This window comes from Vibrio sp. B1ASS3, from assembly GCF_905175355.1.
GTDB lineage: Bacteria > Pseudomonadota > Gammaproteobacteria > Enterobacterales > Vibrionaceae > Vibrio > Vibrio owensii.
This window is the reverse complement of record NZ_HG992742.1, coordinates 2,893,169-2,912,560: the sequence shown is the minus strand read 5'-3', so window position 1 is coordinate 2,912,560 and position 19,392 is coordinate 2,893,169. Positions and strand designations below refer to the sequence as shown.

Here is a 19,392-nt window from a genome sequence, read left to right as displayed (position 1 = left end):
GATAACCCAAGAGGGCATTTTTTACGATAAAGAAGATTTAGCTTCAAATAAAACCTATCTATTTTATTTATCTTTCAAGCTCAATAAAAAGCCGCGGTAAATAGCAATAAATTGGCCTTTTTTATCGGCAAGCTCTTTTAGGTTTTTCGCATGTATTGCGATATGCATAAACCAGCCATTGAGTAAGTTTTTAAGCACATCATCATCATAAGCTTTAAGTTGGTTCTCTTGGATCAATTTGCTGACAATGGCGTTTACCTTACCAGTAATGTATTCAAGGCTAATTTTTTCAAGTTCATTCCAACCAATGATAGGCATCACTTCTTGGATAGGGATAAGGTTTTTATTATTATCAATAATATAATCAAGATAATGTTCAAATATACTTTCTAAGGCAGACCAACCATTTGTTAAATCAGTTTTTGTTGTGATGTAGGCATCAATCATAATTAATTGCTGCTTATAACAGGCACTGAGTAATTGTTTTTTATTTTTAAAGTGATGATAAAAGGCACCTTTGGTCACCAACGCTTTTCCCGAGATCTCATCTATTGAAACAGCTTGATAGCCTTTTTCAACAAACAATATTCGTGCTGAGTTAACCAGTGATTGATAGGTACTCTTAAAATTTTCTTGTTGATGATTTTTATTTTCCATGATAGATTTAAAATAACATACCGTCAGTATGTTTATGGTATCATGATGATGTGGTCGTGACAATCTTAAGAACATTTAGGTTATTTTATGGGCTTTGTTTCCTAATTCACGTTCAGTTAAAAACGCCCCTAACATGACTAATTGTTAGGCGATCACCATCGTTTCAGGCATACCGAGCCCTGTGAGCTTGTTTAACGCTTTTATCATGGCGTAAGTCTCACCAACCTGAGCATTGTAATTTCTTAAGCTTAATGTCCCACCGAGCAGTTTCTTCACACGGAACATCGCCGTCTCTGAGAGCGAACGTTTATGGTAGCCGTACTTCTTTTTCCAATGCTTATTTGAACCATAGAGTTTCTGGCACCCGACAGCTAGATTACGAGGATGGCCCTGCTCCCAGAAGGCTGCGCCTTCTCTCGGTGGAATGAGCGGAATAGCTTGCTTGAGGTGAATCGCTTCGTAGCACAACCTTGTGTCATAAGCTCCATCGCCAGATATCTCAATGATTCTTCGGCGAGTCTGTCTTAGCAAATTGGGAAGCGCTTCACCGTCGCTCACATTCGATAAACTTAACTCAGCAGCAATGATTTCATGCGTGTCTGTATCGACCGCTAAATGTAGCTTTCGCCAGACTCGGCGCTTCCCGTCAGAACCATGCTTTTTAACTTTCCACTCGCCTTCACCGTAGACCTTTAGTCCTGTAGCATCAATGGCTAGATGCTGGATTGTTCCTTTAGTCTTTGTTTTGAATGCGACGTTAACCGTTTTGGCTCGCTTACTAATACATGAGTAATGAGGGCATGACAACGGCAGTTGTGCGAGCTTGAAAATAGAGTTGATGAATCCTTGCAAACCTCTCAACGGCATTGAAAATACTCGTTTAACCATAAGAGCTGTTGTAATCGCTAAGTCACTAAACAAACGAGGCCTTCCACGATTGCCTTGCTTGATTTGTTTCCATGACTGGATAGCGTCTTCATCAATCCAAAATGTCAGTGAACCGCGATTGATTAAAGCTTGGTTATAGTGTTTCCAGTTGGTTGTTTTGTAGTGAGGTTTGGCCATTGGTCTAATTATTTGAATGAGCTTAGCTGATCAGATCGTAGGCTGATGATTTAGTTCCCTGATTTAGGAAACAAAGCCTATTTTATGTATATTGAACAGCATTCTCGCTATCAAAATAAAGCTAATAACATCCAATTAAGATATGATGATAAGCAGTTTCATACAACGGTTATCAAAGATGTTCTATTATGGATTGAACATAATTTAGATCAGTCTTTACTGCTTGATGATGTGGCGAATAAAGCGGGTTATACCAAGTGGTATTTTCAGCGGCTGTTCAAAAAAGTAACAGGGGTCACACTGGCTAGCTATATTCGTGCTCGTCGTTTGACGAAAGCGGCTGTTGAGTTGAGGTTGACGAAAAAAACTATCCTTGAGATCGCATTAAAATATCAATTTGATTCCCAACAATCTTTTACACGTCGATTTAAGTACATTTTTAAGGTTACACCAAGTTATTATCGGCGTAATAAATTATGGGAATTGGAGGCAATGCACTGAGAGATCCCCTCATAATTTCCCCAAAGCGTAACCATGTGTGAATAAATTTTGAGCTAGTAGGGTTGCAGCCACGAGTAAGTCTTCCCTTGTTATTGTGTAGCCAGAATGCCGCAAAACTTCCATGCCTAAGCGAACTGTTGAGAGTACGTTTCGATGTAACTATTCACCCATGAGCTATTGACGACGGTTTACGCTAAAAATACTGGCGCCTGATAATCAACTTTCAACATGTGATGTTCGACGATTTCACGCAGCCATTTATAAGCAGAGACCTGCTGAAGTTTGGCTGTTTCTATCAGCGAGAACATTCGTTCGCGGAACTGGTCGCCTCGATATGAGCGAGTCACGTAACAACACTTCCTCATCAGTATGTAATTACGGAGAACTCGCTCCGCTGCGTTGTTTGTTAACGGGCACTCGGAGTCGTCCATAAACCGCCAGACCATAGCATCATCAGCGATGAGATTTCGACATCTACCTCGATATCGTTTTGAGCATTGATAACTACCCAATTTGAGCCAATGAAGCCAGCTCTTTCGTAACCGCCTGAGTCGGCGGTAATATTGGCTTTCGGTAATTTCTTCTTCGATATATCGGTGATGACACCTGAATACGCTATGAGCGATTAAAGCGAGTTTGTCTCCGATTTTTTGGTTTTCAGGACAAACGCTTTCCTCGATAGCGATGACGTTCCTTAATATGTGAGCCCAGCATAATTGGCGCTTAGATTCGTCGATATATTTGTAGGCAGAATATTGGTCAGTCACTAAAAGGTGTGAAACCGCTTCACCAAGTAGTCGTTTGGCAGCATGTTGGTTTCTTCCGCTGTTAATTTGGAAAAAGGCTACGTTATTGCTGAGTGCGGCCCACATCCAGCGTTTATCATTATTGCGCTGATGTGAAGTCTCATCAGCCATAATCAGTTTAGATGCTTTTACTGTGTCATGGATTTGAGTATGAGTATCAGCTAAGTATTCAGTGACTCGTCCTTGCGCCGCAGATATTGCACCTGTTGAGAAGTTAAGCTGGAAGACGTCTTTCAGCATAGATTGTATTTTACCTATGCTTTGGTGGTGCTGCGTCGCTTGGATTGCGATAAAGCTATGTAGATTTGGCCCCATTTGAACATCGGGCACAGACTCTGGAAGCTCCGCTTGATGCTTATCACCACACCATGAGCACTCGCCTTTAAAAATTTGATGTTCAACAAGCGTGTATGAGATATCTGGCAAGTCAAAGATTTGGTGTCGTTTATAAGGTTTTCTATTTGGAATAACACACCCACCGCAGTGGCATATCTTATTCGGTAAATATTGCTCAACCGAGGCGCTCTCTTCAATAGGATGAAGCAGTCGGCGATTGCCTTTATGACCTGGTTGAGCTCCTTGCTTTTTTCCAGATTTCTTCCGATTCGGCGAAGTATTTTTAGCTTTATTATGCAGGGGTTGTTGAGATGATGGCACAGAAGAGTTGCGACTATTTTGGTTTAGCCTATCTTCAAGCTCAGCCAACTTATTCCATAAAAAGTGGATGATATCTTTCGCCTCTTCAGGCGAATCGAAATCTGGCGGTGGAGGTAATGTTTTCTTATTCATACCTCCAGATTGCCACCACAAAAAGATCACTCAAGTTGAATGTGGGATCAAGTTAACTCAGTCACATAAATTTGCTGTCAATAGCTCCTGGGTGAATAGTTACGTTTCGATTTCTGACTGTGTTAGCCTGGAAGTGCTTGTCCCAACCTTGTTTCTGAGCATGAACGCCCGCAAGCCAACATGTTAGTTGAAGCATCAGGGCGATTAGCAGCATGATATCAAAACGCTCTGAGCTGCTCGTTCGGCTATGGCGTAGGCCTAGTCCGTAGGCAGGACTTTTCAAGTCTCGGAAGGTTTCTTCAATCTGCATTCGCTTCGAATAGATATTAACAAGTTGTTTGGGTGTTCGAATTTCAACAGGTAAGTTAGTTGCTAGAATCCATGGCTCCTTTGCCGACGCTGAGTAGATTTTAGGTGACGGGTGGTGACAATGAGTCCGTGTCGAGCGCTGATTTTTTCGGCCTTTAGAGCGAGATTTATACAATAGAATTTGGCATGAGATTGGATTGCTTTTAGTCAGCCTCTTATAGCCTAAAGTCTTTGAGTGACTAGATGACATATCATGTAAGTTGCTGATAGGTTTCCAGTTTTCCGCTCCTAGGTCTGCATATTGTACTTTTCCTCTTACTCGACTTAACCAGTACCAACCCAGCTTCTCAACGGATTTATACCATGGCACTTTAAAGCCAGCATCACTGACAATGAGCGGTGTGGTGTTACTCGGTAGAATGCTCGCAAGGTCGGCTAGAAATTGGTCATGAGCTTTCTTTGAACATTGCTCTGAAAGCGGGAACGCTTTCTCATAAAGAGTAACAGAACGACCGTGTAGTGCGACTGAAGCTCGCAATACCATAAGCCGTTTTTGCTCACGGATATCAGACCAGTCAACAAGTACAATGGGCATCGTATTGCCCGAACAGATAAAGCTAGCATGCCAACGGTATACAGCGAGTCGCTCTTTGTGGAGGTGACGATTACCTAACAATCGGTCGATTCGTTTGATGTTATGTTTTGTTCTCGCTTTGGTTGGCAGGTTACGGCCAAGTTCGGTAAGAGTGAGAGTTTTACAGTCAAGTAATGCGTGGCAAGCCAACGTTAAGCTGTTGAGTCGTTTTAAGTGTAATTCGGGGCAGAATTGGTAAAGAGAGTCGTGTAAAATATCGAGTTCGCACATCTTGTTGTCTGATTATTGATTTTTCGCGAAACCATTTGATCATATGACAAGATGTGTATCCACCTTAACTTAATGATTTTTACCAAAATCATTAGGGGATTCATCAGTGCTGTGTATGTAATTCAACTTATGTAGATAAATAGAGCGTGGCGATTCTTTTATCATATTGATTCAAGCCAACATATTCAAACGTTTGATATTAGCAATCCCGAACTCCATTTTCTGCCTTGCAGATGAGTTAGCACTGTGAACCCGGATTATAGGCGGTTGAAAACCTTGAGTTGCAACTGCCTCTTCAATCCACAAAACCACATCATAGCCAGTGCCGTGTTCATCATCACCAAGATCATGATCAAGACTAATTTCCGTTACCGTCCCTTGCTTGAGTAATGCAATGGCTTCTTCAGGCCAGTAAACTCTGAGCCATCCTTCTGGAGTTGGTCGTTCGTCATCGAGGTAAACTTTCATTACTTGCCTTTTGTATTGTGAAAACAGTAGTACAGCCTGTTTTTTGAACTGACACAGATAATATCAAAACCATCCTATCAAAATGATTGCACCTATAGGTTGCATGCCTTAATATATCCATCAAGTTGCAAATATCAAGGTATGGCATGGAATCTCAGAAAAATAAAGCTTTGGTTGATTTGAGTTACGCGCAAAAAGAGCGCTTGGCTTTTATCGACTTTTGCTTGCAGTACTTTGGTGATGTTGCAAGAACAGACCTTATCCAGCATTTTAAAACAGGACTGGCGTCTTGTTCGCGTGACTTTACTCTCTATCGTGAGTTAATGCCGGATAACCTAATCCTCAAGCATGAAGATAAACGTTACTACCGCACAGAACAATTTCAGCCACTTTTTGAGCATAATAGCAGTGTCATACTACAACGCTTAGTGGAAGGTTTTGGTGACGGTATATCTATGCCCGTGAAGCCTTCTGAAGTGTGCATTCAGTCTTTCAGTCAACTGAATCCGAGCAGTGATATTGTCGCGGGACTAATGCGCGGTATTGTCCATCAGCAACCAATTCAAGTGACTTATTGGTCTTTAAGTTCAGGCGAGACACAACGCATTATCGTACCGCATACACTGGTTAATAATGGACAACGTTGGCATGTCAGAGCGTTTGACCGCAAACATAAACAGTTTCGGGACTTTGTCTGTACTCGGTTTACTCAGATTGAAAATCTAGAAGAACACGTCCCAGAAAGTGAACTGAGAGAAAGCGATGATAGTTGGAATCAGTCGGTTGAACTTGAGTTAGTTCCCCATCCATCGCAATCATCCCATCATGCTATTGCCCTGGATTTCTCTATGGAATCCTCACCGGATTGGCATCGCAGCATTAAGTTAAGGCTTCCGCTTGCTGGCTATTATCTGCGTTACTGGAATGTTGATTGTACGGAAGATCACAGCCTGACAGGGCGAGAACATTTATTGTGGCTGCGTAATGCCAGTCAGTTAAAAGATATTGCAGAGCTCGATATTGCCCCAAAGGCATAACGAACTCACAACAAGAAGAATTTCGAGCCATACGCTCAACAGAATTAGGATAAACAGATGGACCACAGCGTACATAATAAACTTGTCTCATTTATCTGGAACATCGCTGACGATTGTCTGCGTGACGTTTATGTTCGGGGTAAGTACCGCGATGTCATTTTGCCTATGGTAGTGTTAAGACGTTTAGATACGCTGCTTGAACCTAGTAAAGACGCCGTACTGGAAGAAGTTCGTTTCCAAAAAGAAGAAATGAATGCAGTGGAGCTGGATGGCGACCCATTACGAGATGCGTCAGGTTATGTGTTTTACAATACGTCGAAATGGACGTTAAGAAGCTTATATAACGCAGCAACGAACAACCAGCAAATCCTTCTGGCAAACTTCGAAGAATACTTGCTTGGTTTTAGCGATAACGTTAAAGAGATTATTGACTGTTTTAAGCTTAAAGATCAGATCAAACATATGGCATCGAAAGATGTGCTATTGGATGTGGTCGAAAAATTTATCTCGCCTAAGATTAACTTAACCCCCAATGAAAGCACTGATCCTGACGGTTATAAGCTACCAGCACTCTCTAACCTTGGTATGGGGTACGTGTTCGAAGAACTTATTCGTAAATTTAACGAAGAGAACAATGAAGAAGCTGGTGAGCACTTTACGCCACGTGAAGTGATTGAGCTAATGACCCATCTAGTTTTGATCCGATCAAAGATAACCTACCTAGTGTGATGACTGTTTATGATCCGGCATGTGGTAGTGGTGGCATGCTAACCGAATCGCAGAAGTTTATTGAAGAGAAGTACCCTAGTCTTGGGGCTAATCGAGACATCTACCTTTACGGTAAAGAAATTAACGATGAGACTTATGCCATCTGTAAATCGGATATGATGATCAAGAACAATAACCCAGAGAATATTAAAGTGGGTTCGACACTCTCAACTGATGAGTTCTCGGGGACTAGATTTGATTTTATGCTGTCTAATCCACCTTATGGTAAGAGCTGGTCGTCTGAGCAAAAGTACATCAAAGATGGTAAGGATGTGATTGACCCTCGCTTTAAAGTCAAACTGAAAGATTTCTGGGGTAACGAAGCAGAACAAGACGCCATACCACGCTCTAGTGACGGTCAACTACTGTTCTTGATGGAGATGGTTAATAAGATGAAAGAACCATCGTCAACAGAAACTCAGATCGGCTCTCGTATAGCCTCTGTCCACAATGGTTCAAGTTTGTTTACCGGTGATGCAGGAGGAGGTGAAAGTAATGTCCGCCGCTATATCATTGAAAATGATATGTTAGATGCTATTGTCCAGTTGCCAAACAACTTATTTTACAACACTGGTATTACTACTTATATCTGGTTGTTAAATAATAACAAACCGGATAATCGTAAAGGTCAAATACAACTCATCGATGCAAGCTTACTCTTTCGGAAACTGCGTAAAAATCTGGGGGAGAAAAACTGTGAATTTTCACCGGAACAGATCGATGAAATTACTCGAGCTTATCTGGATTGCACCGAAGTTAAACGCCAATTAGATGAGCATAACAATCCTATAGGTATTGCTAGCCAGGTATTCGACAATGACGATTTTGGCTACTACAAAGTCACGATCGAACGCCCCGACCGTCGCAAAGCGAAGTTTACCCAAGAAGCAATTGCTACATTGCGTTTTGATAAGCAATTGTCTGAGGTAATGGAATATCTGTATTCCAAGTATGGTGACAATGTCTATGACGCCAAAGGTTATGGCGATGACCAGAAGCAGAGCTTCTTAAAATCGATGAAAAAAGTAATTGTCGCTTGGTGTGAAGACAACGATATCAACCTTAATAAGAAGGTACAAACTAAACTACTGGACGTTAAATATTGGCTATCGCTAAAAGCGCTGGTTGAAACAGCAGAACAGTTGATGAATACGATTGGCAGTGATGAGTTTAATGATTACAACGTGTTTAAATCAAAAATAGAGCAAGAGCTTAAAGCTAGCAAAGTGAAACTCTCGGCACCAGAGAAGAATGCCATTTTAAATGCCGTCAGCTGGTATGACGAAAATGCCGAAAAAGTGGTCAAGAAAGTTGTAAAACTGAATGATGAAAAACTGCAAGATTTACTTGAACGTTATGAATGTGAAGAAGCAGATTTACCTGACTTTGGTTATTACCCAACCGGTAAAAAACACGAATTTACGACTTACGAAAGTAGCTCTGACCTACGTGATAGTGAATCTGTGCCTCTTAAGCAGAGTATCTACCAATATTTTCTTGATGAAGTAAAACCAAATATAACAGAAGCTTGGATCAATTTAGAGACAGTTAAAATTGGTTGTGAGATCAATTTTAATAAATATTTCTATCGCCATAAGAAACTACGCAATCTTGATAACGTTGCCAATGACATTATTAATCTTGAGCAAAAGGCTGAAGGTCTAATTGCTCAGATCCTTGGCGTATCAAAAGAATACGTTAGTCGTGTTGATAAGGTTCAGGAATAAGAGGCTAATATGGAAAGTATTACTGAAATGCCTAAATATGAATCTTTTAAGTGTTCTGGAGTTGACACGCTTGGGACAATACCATCGCATTGGAATATCGCTCGCTTTCATGACGTTTTTAAATTTGGTAAAGGGCTAAATATAACAAAAGAAAATCTACAGGATGATGGTATTTATTGCATAAATTATGGGGAGATACATTCCAAGTATGGATTTGAACTTGATCCCAGTGTTCATCCATTAAAATGTGTGGATGAGGGGTATTTACATAAAAATGAAAAGTCTCTACTGAAACGTGGGGATTTTATTTTTGCAGATACTTCTGAGGATTTTGATGGTTCAGGAAATTTCACTTATCTAAAAGCAGATGCTCAAGTTTTTGCTGGGTACCATACATTAATAGCTCGTTTGAAAATGGATCTAAATGAAAGGTATTTGGCTTATGTTCTAGAATCGATGGCTTTTCGATTACAAGTTCGCAGAGCTGTAAAAGGTGTCAAAGTATTCAGTATAACGCAGAATATTTTGAAGGGTACAAAAGTTTGGTTTGCAGATGAAAAAGAGCAAGAACTAATAGTTAAATACTTAGATAGAAAAATAAAGCTACTTGATAAAGCGATTTCTATCAAAGAGAAGCAAGTCTGCCTTTTAAAAGAGCAGAAAGAGATTGTCATTGAGAAAGCCGTTACGGAAGGTATTTACCAAAACCTATCAATGAGAGACTCGGGTATTGATTGGATTGGCATGATTCCCGAACACTGGGAAGTAAAACGGGCTAAGTATATTTTCGATGAAGTGGATGAACGTTCGAAAACTGGTGATGAAGAGTTATTGTCGGTTTCTCATATGACGGGTGTAACCCCGCGTTCTGAAAAAAATGTAAACATGTTTATGGCCGAAGATTACTCAGGCTCCAAGCTATGTAGAGAAAATGATTTAGTTATTAATATTATGTGGGCATGGATGGGAGCTTTGGGAGTCTCTAACCAAGTCGGAATCGTTAGCCCATCGTATGGTGTTTATAGACAAAAAGTGAAAGATACTTTCAATCCGGTTTATTTGGAGTACCTACTAAAAAGTACCAAATATGTAGAGTACTACAACAAAGTTTCTACTGGTCTTCACTCTTCTCGATTGCGTTTCTATGGTCATATGCTGTTTGCAATGAAAATAGGATATCCACCTATAGATGAACAGAATGAAATTATTGCTTATCTAGATGAACAAACGCAACTTATTGATGATGCAGTTAACGTCCAGAATGATCAGATAGTTAAGCTAAAAGAGTTTAAAACGTCTTTAATTAATTCTGTAGTTACCGGAAAAATCATAATAACGCCTGAAATGGTAGAAGGCTAAAAGGAGGCGTTATGTTCACGGTCAATCATCAAACCAACCGAATTAGTCCGGTAAAAACAAAGAAATTTAGTGAGCTGGGCTTTACTGAACGAAAGCATTTGCAGGAGTGGCTGGCCCATCAGCCGGATGCGTTAGGGGAAGAGCTCCTGATTATTCAAAAAGAGTTCGATGGCTTTGATGATACCCGTGAACGCCTTGACTTATTGGCTCTGGATAAAGATGGCAATCTGGTCATTATCGAGAACAAACTCGATGACTCTGGGCGAGATGTAGTGTGGCAGGCACTTAAGTATGCTTCATACTGTGCCAGCCTGACTAAGGGACAGATTGTTGATATTTACCAGCAGTATTTGGACCGCTATGAACCGCTGCAAGGCGAACGTGATTTATTAAACCAGCCACAAAACGCAGTGCAGCGTATCTGTGAATTCTTAGATGCGCCTGATTTGGATGAAATCAAACTCAACTTGGGTAACAGTCAGCGCCTGATGTTAGTGGCCGCCAATTTCCGTAAAGAAGTGACCAGTACAGCGTTGTGGTTACTTGGTCAAGGGCTCAGTATCCAGTGCTTTAAAGTTACCCCTTATGCCCTCGATGAACAGCTTCTTATCAATATCGATCAGATTATTCCTACCCCAGAAGCTAAAGAGCTGATGATTGGCATTAATGCCAAAGAAGCGGAAGAGAAAACGACAGAAGTGGTTTTGAAAAATCGTCACTCGGTAAGGCGAGAGTATTGGGAACAGGCTTTAGAAGTGTTTCAAAAGAGCGATTGCAACCTGTATGACAATATCAGCACAACCAAAGATCACTGGCTATGCGCAGGTTCCGGTGTAACCGGTTGCCCGTTCAGCCTGATTTTTAATCAAAAGGAACTTCGTGTTGAGTTGTGGTTAAGTCGTAGCCACGGTGAAGAAAACAAATGGTTATTTGATCAATTGTTCGAACAAAAAGATCAGATTGATTCTGCATTTGGAGAACATCTTGAGTGGCTTCGTCTAGATGACAAGAAACAATCTCGAATCCAGTTCTCCTGTAAAGTGGAAGGTTTTAACAAAGACATTTGGCATGATCATATTACCTGGCATCTTGAGCATATGGTTAAACTGGAAAAGGCACTTAAGGCATCACTTCTGCAAGCTTCTGAAAGATTAAAACATAAGGATGTGAAATGACGGTAAGTGTCGCAACTTGTTCAGCACAACAACTTTTTGAAGGCCAAAAAATACAGGCGAGTAATGGCAAGCTACTTACTGGAGTGTTAGTCATCCCTGAATACCAGCGCCCTTATTGCTGGGAAAGTCAGCAAATTGATAGTTTGTTAGAAGATTTAAGAGAGCATTTTCATAAGCATAATGAGCTACCGTATTATTTGGGTAGCCTAATTCTTCACCACGATGAACAGCAATTGAAAATCATCGATGGTCAACAGCGTATTACTACGTTAGCGCTATTCAGTTTTCTCTCTCAACAGCACCAACAGCTTGACCTACGTTTTGAATCTCCCCTTAGCCAACAACAAATTAAGACAAATCTTGATTGGTTAGCAGACCGCAAATCCAATTGGGCGAAGCTTATCAATTTTGAGCGTATTCAGTTTTCATTGGTGGTCACTGAATCAGAGGATGATGCTTACCGCTTTTTTGAAACGCAAAACACTGGCGGTGTGAGACTTGGTGGTCCGGATATTATCAAAGCCCATCACTTAAGAGCTGTACCTAAGGTTCATCAATCAAGATTCGCGCTCCAATGGGAAGGATTGGGTAAATTAGACAACTCAGTCAAATCCCTTTTAAAAGGGCGTTATTGGCAACAGCTGAATATGAGAGAACTCGCACCACATCAGCAGACAAAAGTGGTGAGGGATCAAATTGTCTCCGAACTTGGTGAACAAACAACCGAAGGTGATGACATTGCTTATGGTCAAGTACTGCGGTTAACTGGGATTGGTGGCGACGTTGTCCAACAAGCCGCACAACAGGGGTATGAAGTCAGGCAGCCGCTTAATGCGGGTATCAACACTATTCGTTATCTGGCGTATTTCCAAAACCTATATCAGCAATACTGGGTTAACCCGACGTTGCCCCATCAAGAAGGTTACAACCGCTTTATTTGCTGGCTTAAAGGGTTAGAAGGCTGTGGCTATTTACAAGGTCTCTATGAAGCGTGCCTGATGATGTACATCAGCCAGTTTGGAGAATACCAGTTAGAGTTGGCAGCGAAAAAATTATTCAGAGTCGTTTACTCCCGCAGAGTGAGTAATCAGAAAGCAGTGAGAGAAAATTCAATTTCAAGTTTTGTTAAGGACTATCCCGTTTTGGACTGGATTGCTTTGAGCTATACGCCAAAGCAGTGCTTTGCCTTTTTTGATGCGTTTGATTTGGTCGTCGATCCTAGCAATTTAGAATCCGATACCAATAGTGTTAAGAAACGCTTTATTGCAGAAGTGACTAAGCATTTCCAGCTGGGGTTGTCAGCAGAACAGTACGCGTCTTCATTTGCTAACTTATTAACCCGTAATATCACTGAAATGACGGAGGCGGCATGAGTTCAAAGGTTGAAACAGAGCTGCTTTCATTACAAACCATCGCGACAAAAGATTTGGGCTTCGTTATTCCTTGCTATCAGCGTCCTTACGTCTGGCGTGAAGAAGAAGTGATTAAGTTATTTGACGACGTTCGAGATGCTTATTTAGCTAAAGAGCCCCATTACTTTATTGGCAGTGTCTTGAGTGCGTTAAATGGTGATAAAAGCGAATATGAGCTGATCGATGGGCAGCAAAGAACCACAACATTGATGTTGTTATCACTTGCCTTCAAGGCCGTAGGGATTGAGACTCAGCTGGCTCATGTGAGTATCAAAGGTGAAAATCCAAGGTTAACGTTCGAAATCAGAGAGTCAGTGCGTAACTTGCTTGGCAGCTACGCGGGACTGGACAAGATTACGAAACCCGGTGAAGAAGATATTCGTAAGGATGAGTATTTAGTACATCTGGAAGCTAACCTTACGATTCTGAGACAGCAAGTCGATAAGTTGGCAGAGCAATCAGACTTCGATATTCATGGTTTTGCTGACTACATTTTTAACCAAGTGCAGTGGGTAAACAATATTGTTCCAGCATCCATGGATCTTAATCGCTTGTTTTCGAGCTTAAATACAGGGGGTATACAGCTAGAACCAGTCGATTTATTGAAGGCTAAACTGTTCAAACACATTAAAACTCCAACTGACAAAGCTATATACAGCAGTATTTGGCAAGCCTGCGAACATACCGATAACTATTTTGAGCGCAATCTCAGACAGATATTCAAAAGTGCCGACTGGCAAAAACTGGAGTATGCAGATCTTGCCAATTATCAGGCAGATAGATTTCCTCTAGTCAGTTCTAGTAATAGTGTTCAACGAGTTGGTAAGTCAATTGCAGAGATAGCATCAGGATCGTTGGACTTTGATATTGAACCTGAACAACCTGAAAATCAAAGCGATGATTTTGATGATGAGACTGTTTATTGCCGTTCAATTATCAGTTTTGAATTGCTGTTGATTCATACGCTCAGAATTTTTTGTATCCAGAAATCGTGGGATGATCTTGTCTCTCGTATCCGCGCTAGCAATCTGATGTTGTGCTTTGAACGGCTATTACAAGAAGATGAGAGAACCATTAAATCGTTTATAGAGTTGTTATGGCAGGTTCGTTATCAGTTCGATACCTGGGTTGTAAAATGGGTCGAGCATGATGACAGAGAAGATGCCCAGTTACGTTTAACTTCGATCAGTAAGAATAAAGCCTATATCAACCGTAAAGCCAAAGAACTTGGTTTACTGGCACAGTTGCAAGCGGTACGTAACTTTACCGGTGATCGTTCAGCCCAGTATTGGTTGACAGCGTTTCTAAGTCGGTTGGTTGCGGAGCCGAAAACGAAAGATGAAGACGTGGTTGCGCTTCTGGAATGCATCGATAATCAAATGTCGCTTACCCGTGAAACGCAAAAAGAAGCCAGTTTTAAACTTGCATCGGGGATATCGCCACAAACAATTCCCTGGGAAGAACAAGCCACATATCTTAAAAGCTCTTTGGGAACTCGATTCGAACATTATTGGTTCCAGAAGCTGGAGTACTTACTCTGGAAAAACGGTGATAAAGCCAACGATGAAAAGTTAAGACGTTATCGGATCACTTCGAAAAACTCGGTTGAGCACGTTCATCCTCAAAATGAAGAGTACCATCACCAGCTTGAAAAGAGCCCATTAAATGCTTTTGGTAATTTAGTGCTTTTAAGCCCGGGAGAAAACTCTTCATACAGCAACCAAACGGTAGCAAAGAAAAAAGCGGATTTCGATTCTAAACCACGTTATGACGCGTTGAAGCTGAAAGATATTTTTGAAACATACACTCAATCAGATAACCAATGGTCTGCCAATGAAATAGAAAAACATCAACAGAACATGTTGGCATTGTTGGAAACACATTACACACAAGGAGTAACCGATGGTCAGTAATACTAACGAGCAGGCGTTAGAGGCTAGTATTGAAAAAGCACTCACTGGCCATTGCCTTGAAGATCAAAAGATAGGTATTTCTGATGATCCTGTTACGCCTTATGGTGTGCAACATTGCGGTTATCTATCTGGCTTCCCTTCTGATTTCAATATGCAGTACGCATTGGATGAGCGTTTCTTTTGGCAGTTTCTTGAAAACTCTCAGGCACAAGAGCTGGCTAAACTACAAAAGAACAGTCCGAGTGATTGGCAGCGCAAGATTTTAGAACGTTATGATCGCCTGATAAAAAAACATGGTGTGTTGCATCTGCTTAAAAAGGGACTGAAAGTTGATGATGCTCATTTAAACCTCATGTATCCGGCACCGTTAGCGAGCAGCAGTGACAAGGTAAAACAAAATTTTGCAGCTAATATTTTCAGTTGTATACGTCAGCTTCGTTACTCATTAGCCAATCCACTGCAAGAAATAGATATGGTGCTGTTTATCAACGGTATTCCAATTGTCACGCTTGAGTTGAAAAATGCGTGGACTGGACAAACCGCACGCTACCATGGTCAAAAACAGTACCGTGAAGACAGAGATACTACTCAGCCACTTCTGACGTTTGGTCGTTGTCTGGTCCATATGACAGCCGATACTGATGAAGTGTATATGACCACCAAATTAGCTGGGAAAAATACTTTCTTCCTGCCTTTCAATAAAGGTTATAACCATGGTAAAGGGAATCCGCCAAACCCTAACGGTCATCGAACGGCATATCTATGGGAAGAAGTCTTTACCAAAAATAGCATCGCTAACATTATTCAACACTTTGTACGTCTTGATGGCGGTAGCAAAACCCCATTGGCGAAACGTACCTTATTCTTCCCACGTTATCATCAGCTTGATGTTGTACGTAAATTGATTGCTCATGCATCCACTTATGGTGTTGGTCATACATACTTAATTCAGCATTCCGCAGGGTCTGGGAAATCAAACTCTATCACTTGGGCTGCATATCAACTGATAGAAACGTATCCTGAAAATAACGACGTTTCCGGCGGTAAGGGAATGGAACAACCTTTGTTTGACTCTGTTATCGTTGTAACGGACCGTCGTTTACTTGATAAACAACTGAGAGATAACATCAAAGAGTTTTCCGAGGTTAAAAACATTATCGCGCCGGCTCTTACCTCTTCCGAGCTTAAACGCGCCTTAGAGGGTGGTAAAAAGATCATTATCACCACGATTCAAAAATTCCCATTTATTATCGACGGTATTGAAGATCTCAGTGACAAACGTTTTGCGGTGATCATTGATGAAGCACATAGCTCTCAGTCTGGTTCCGCACATGACAATATGAACCGGGCAATGGGTAAACAAGACGTTGAAGCCGAAGAAGATGCACAAGATAAAATTTTACAGGCAATGAAATCACGCAAAATGCGTGGTAATGCCTCGTATCTTGCTTTCACTGCAACGCCTAAAAACACAACTTTGGAGAAATTTGGTCAGCAGCAACCAGATGGTACGTTTAAACCATTCCACCTTTATTCGATGAAGCAGGCTATTGAAGAAGGTTTCATTCTGGATGTGCTAGCCAACTATACGACTTATAGAAGCTATTACGAGATTGAAAAGTCGATAGCTGAAAACCCTGAGTTTGATACCAAGAAAGCTCAGAAGAAACTGAGGGCTTTTGTTGAGCGCAGTCAACAGACGATCGATACGAAAGCTGAAATCATGCTGGAACACTTTATTCCTTCAGTCGTTAACGCTAAGAAGTTAAAAGGGAAGGGTAAAGGTATGGTTGTTACTCAGAACATCGAGACTGTTATACGTTATTACCGAGCTATTCGCCGTATTCTCGAAGAGTCGGGTAATCCTTTCAAAGTTCTGATTGCTTTTTCTGGCTCAAAAACAGTTGACGGTATTGAATACACCGAAGCTGATATGAATGGTTTCGCTGAGACGGAAACAAAAGACAAATTTGATACGGATGAATATCGTTTACTAGTAGTGGCAAACAAATACCTTACAGGGTTTGATCAACCAAAGCTTTGCTCTATGTACGTAGACAAAAAACTTGCAGGTGTTCTGTGTGTTCAAACGTTATCTCGACTCAACCGTAGTGCGCCTAAATGGGGTAAGAAAACGGAAGATTTGTTTGTCCTAGACTTCTTTAACGCCGTAGAAGATATCCAAGCAGCATTTGATCCTTTCTATACCGCCACATCTCTCTCTCAGGCGACTGATATTAATGTCCTGCATGAGTTGAAAGATGACCTAGATGATGTTGGTGTATACGAATGGTATGAAGTTGAAGATTTTGTTTCTCGCTATTTTAATAACGAAGATGCACAAACTTTAAGCCCCATCATTGATACTGCAGTAGCTCGATTCGATGATGAGCTGGGCCTAGAGCCTGAAGAACAGGTTGATTTCAAGATTAAAGCCAAACAGTTTGTGAAAATTTACGGCCAGATGGCGTCAATCATGCCATATGAAATTGTCGAATGGGAAAAGCTGTTCTGGTTCCTCAAGTTCCTGATTCCTAAACTGAAGGTAGATGACCCAGATGCAGATGCTTTCGATAAGCTTTTGGAGTCGGTTGATTTGAGTTCATATGGATTACAGAGAGTTAAGCTCAATCACTCTATTCATCTAAATGCTGATGAAACACCAGTTGACCCTCAAAACCCTAACCCTAGAAGTGCTCATGGGGGCGACTCTGAAACTGACGAGCTTGATGAAATCATCCGTACCTTTAACGAGCGCTGGTTCCAAGGGTGGAGTGCTACGCCAGAAGAGCAACGTATCAAGTTTATCAAAATTGCCGAAAGTGTCCGTCAACACCCTGATTTTGAGTCTAAATACAAAAATAACCCAGATCCGGTAAACCGAGAGTTGGTGTATAAAAGAATACTCAAGGAAGTCATGCTTCGCCGCCGTAAAGAAGACATGGAGTTTTACAAGCTATTTGCTTCAGATACGGCGTTTGAAACTGCTTTGACGCATAGTACGCAGAGATATGCTGAAACGATGGTGGAGTAGTGTCAGTCAATACAGGAAGTATTTTTCAGTTCTAATCTAACTCTGGTTTTTGGCGAGGGTTACATATAGAGCTGACGAGTATTAGGTCAGACGTGAGCTTGCATTCCCCTTTTATAGGCGTCTCTGGCACTTTGGGGGATGTGATTTAAAGATTTAGGGAGTGCGAGCGGTAAGAGTTCACTGATTAATCTCTCGCTCCTCAGACGCATAATGGTTCTGATGTAATACAGAGTGGTTTTTATATTTTCATGCCCCAATTGGTACTTTAACCATAAATGAATATCAGTGGCATTTGCCTCTGTGATTTCAATCCCTTTTTTCTCCGCCCATGTATATAATAAATGTGTTGCACCTGTATGACGCAGAGAGTGAGGATGGACACTTACCCCTATCTTTTCACTCGCTCTTTGAAAGGCTGCTTGGAGTTCCCTTCGAGAAACAGGAGTCCCATTTTTGTTTAGCCAAGTAAAGCGCTGCCCAGATGAACGCTGCTGTTTTTTAGCATGTTTACTTTTAACGTAATTTTCTTGATACAATTTAAATCTTTCATCATAAACGCTGTCAATATAGTCGTCGTGGTTCAACTTCATGGTACAGAGGTGAACTTGACAACGCTTTAATTTTTGCCCCTTACTTATGTAATAAAGATATTGGAATTCATCACTATTTCGTTCCATCTCAATATAGCGTTTCCAATGTGGATTCATTTCTGTAGGGCTCAACGGAAACTGTAAAATACCAGCTATGCGTAGGAATGTTTGCATTATTGTTGCGGCCATTGTTGCGTAAACCACATCGTCTTCATATAACGCATTGTATAACTTAAACCAGTCATTCATTGATATGATCGAGTCCTTATAGTCATCTACTTGAACTCTATACCTTAGAGGTACGGCACTTTCGATTTCAACTTCTTCTACAGATGAAAAAGAACTTGTGTGGGAAAGAAAGTAATCATCCTCATCCACTTTACGATAGTTTAAAATTTTATCCGGAAAAACTAAGTTATGTGTTATGTTTTCAAGAGTCAGAAATTCGTAAAAAAGTCGCCATGAAGAGACATAGTTAACAAGACTCTCTCCCTTCCAACTTTCTTTTTCATACAGGTGCTCAATTAATTGCGCTATGTGTTGATATGTTGCCTCCAAGTAATGGATAGGTTCAGGATTGCCTACGTCGTCCTGATTCTCTTCGAGTCTGTTTAATAGAAAAGCTACGCGATGAGCAATTTGCCGGATAGTTGTTGGCGTAACACTGTCGAATGATGTAATTCTTTTAAAATTATTCAAGCGTGAGTAGTGATAGTACCGACATAATAGAAAGCCAAGTAGGTCTTTTTGGACTTCACCATTGTCGCTGTAGTATGGGAACGGTACTGGATCTGGTAGGTTGTGATTAAATTCAATACGTCTCATTGTGTCTTTCAATACTCCAACTATCAAATCTGAGTTGAGTAAGGATTACTCGTCTCGTTGGTTTGTAGATCATATTTAGAGCACCATTCAAT

Annotated in this window: 12 protein-coding genes and 3 pseudogenes; 8 read left to right on the top strand and 7 right to left on the bottom strand. The window is 41.0% G+C overall.

Translation table 11 applies throughout. The features are described 5' to 3' along the window. Positions 1–63 precede the first annotated feature (63 nt). Together tetC and KJB05_RS13130 are read right to left on the bottom strand one after the other, a co-directional pair. Positions 64–657 (bottom strand): tetracyline resistance-associated transcriptional repressor TetC, encoded by a 594-nt coding sequence (gene tetC / locus KJB05_RS13135; RefSeq protein ID WP_000428546.1) that lies wholly within the window; start codon positions 655–657, stop codon positions 64–66. 144 nt (positions 658–801) lie between these two features. Beyond that, entirely contained in the window at positions 802–1,722 is a 921-nt protein-coding gene (locus KJB05_RS13130) for an IS5 family transposase (RefSeq protein WP_112403799.1), read from the bottom strand. A gap of 84 nt (positions 1,723–1,806) precedes the next feature. Between KJB05_RS13130 and KJB05_RS13125 the strand changes: the two genes are divergently transcribed. Next, positions 1,807–2,223 (top strand): helix-turn-helix domain-containing protein, encoded by a 417-nt coding sequence (locus KJB05_RS13125; protein WP_000275180.1) that lies wholly within the window; start codon positions 1,807–1,809, stop codon positions 2,221–2,223. A 9-nt stretch (positions 2,224–2,232) separates the two neighbouring features. On the opposite strand, the pseudogene KJB05_RS13120 reads toward KJB05_RS13125, so the two are convergent. From KJB05_RS13120 to KJB05_RS13105, 4 genes and pseudogenes are all read right to left on the bottom strand, one after another. Continuing rightward, a pseudogene (locus KJB05_RS13120) lies at positions 2,233–2,379 on the bottom strand (IS4 family transposase); the annotation flags it as partial. Between the two features lie 32 nt (positions 2,380–2,411). Further along, positions 2,412–3,818, bottom strand: coding sequence for an IS66 family transposase (locus KJB05_RS13115; protein WP_208446529.1), 1,407 nt, complete (start codon positions 3,816–3,818; stop codon positions 2,412–2,414). Positions 3,819–3,918: 100 nt separating this feature from the next. After that, positions 3,919–4,992: pseudogene (locus KJB05_RS13110) on the bottom strand (IS4-like element ISVsa5 family transposase); the annotation flags it as partial. Between the two features lie 171 nt (positions 4,993–5,163). Continuing rightward, complete coding sequence (locus tag KJB05_RS13105; protein ID WP_208445895.1) at positions 5,164–5,460, bottom strand: cyclic-phosphate processing receiver domain-containing protein; 297 nt, start codon at positions 5,458–5,460, stop codon at positions 5,164–5,166. 146 nt (positions 5,461–5,606) lie between these two features. Here KJB05_RS13105 and KJB05_RS13100 point away from each other — a divergent pair, with 146 nt between their 5' ends. From KJB05_RS13100 to KJB05_RS13070, 7 genes and pseudogenes are all read left to right on the top strand, one after another. Beyond that, positions 5,607–6,497, top strand: coding sequence for a WYL domain-containing protein (locus tag KJB05_RS13100; RefSeq protein ID WP_244142959.1), 891 nt, complete (start codon positions 5,607–5,609; stop codon positions 6,495–6,497). 57 nt (positions 6,498–6,554) lie between these two features. After that, positions 6,555–8,992 (top strand): annotated as a pseudogene (locus tag KJB05_RS13095) (class I SAM-dependent DNA methyltransferase). Positions 8,993–9,001: 9 nt separating this feature from the next. Beyond that, a complete protein-coding gene (locus tag KJB05_RS13090; RefSeq protein WP_244142958.1) occupies positions 9,002–10,351 on the top strand; it encodes a restriction endonuclease subunit S in 1,350 nt (449 codons plus the stop codon). Between the two features lie 11 nt (positions 10,352–10,362). Further along, a complete protein-coding gene (locus KJB05_RS13085) occupies positions 10,363–11,526 on the top strand; it encodes a DUF4268 domain-containing protein (RefSeq protein WP_208445893.1) in 1,164 nt (387 codons plus the stop codon). Further along, positions 11,523–12,899: a DUF262 domain-containing protein gene (locus tag KJB05_RS13080; protein WP_208445892.1), complete on the top strand. Its 1,377-nt coding sequence runs from the start codon at positions 11,523–11,525 to the stop codon at positions 12,897–12,899. The genes KJB05_RS13085 and KJB05_RS13080 overlap by 4 nt, the downstream gene beginning before the upstream one ends. Then, entirely contained in the window at positions 12,896–14,851 is a 1,956-nt protein-coding gene (locus tag KJB05_RS13075; RefSeq protein WP_208445891.1) for a DUF262 domain-containing protein, read from the top strand. The genes KJB05_RS13080 and KJB05_RS13075 overlap by 4 nt, the downstream gene beginning before the upstream one ends. Next, positions 14,841–17,885, top strand: a complete 3,045-nt coding sequence (locus KJB05_RS13070; RefSeq protein WP_208445890.1) for a type I restriction endonuclease subunit R — start codon at positions 14,841–14,843, stop codon at positions 17,883–17,885. The genes KJB05_RS13075 and KJB05_RS13070 overlap by 11 nt, the downstream gene beginning before the upstream one ends. A gap of 86 nt (positions 17,886–17,971) precedes the next feature. Here the strand turns inward: KJB05_RS13070 and KJB05_RS13065 are convergent, their stop codons facing one another. Beyond that, positions 17,972–19,300, bottom strand: a complete 1,329-nt coding sequence (locus tag KJB05_RS13065; RefSeq protein WP_208445889.1) for a site-specific integrase — start codon at positions 19,298–19,300, stop codon at positions 17,972–17,974. Positions 19,301–19,392 lie beyond the last annotated feature (92 nt).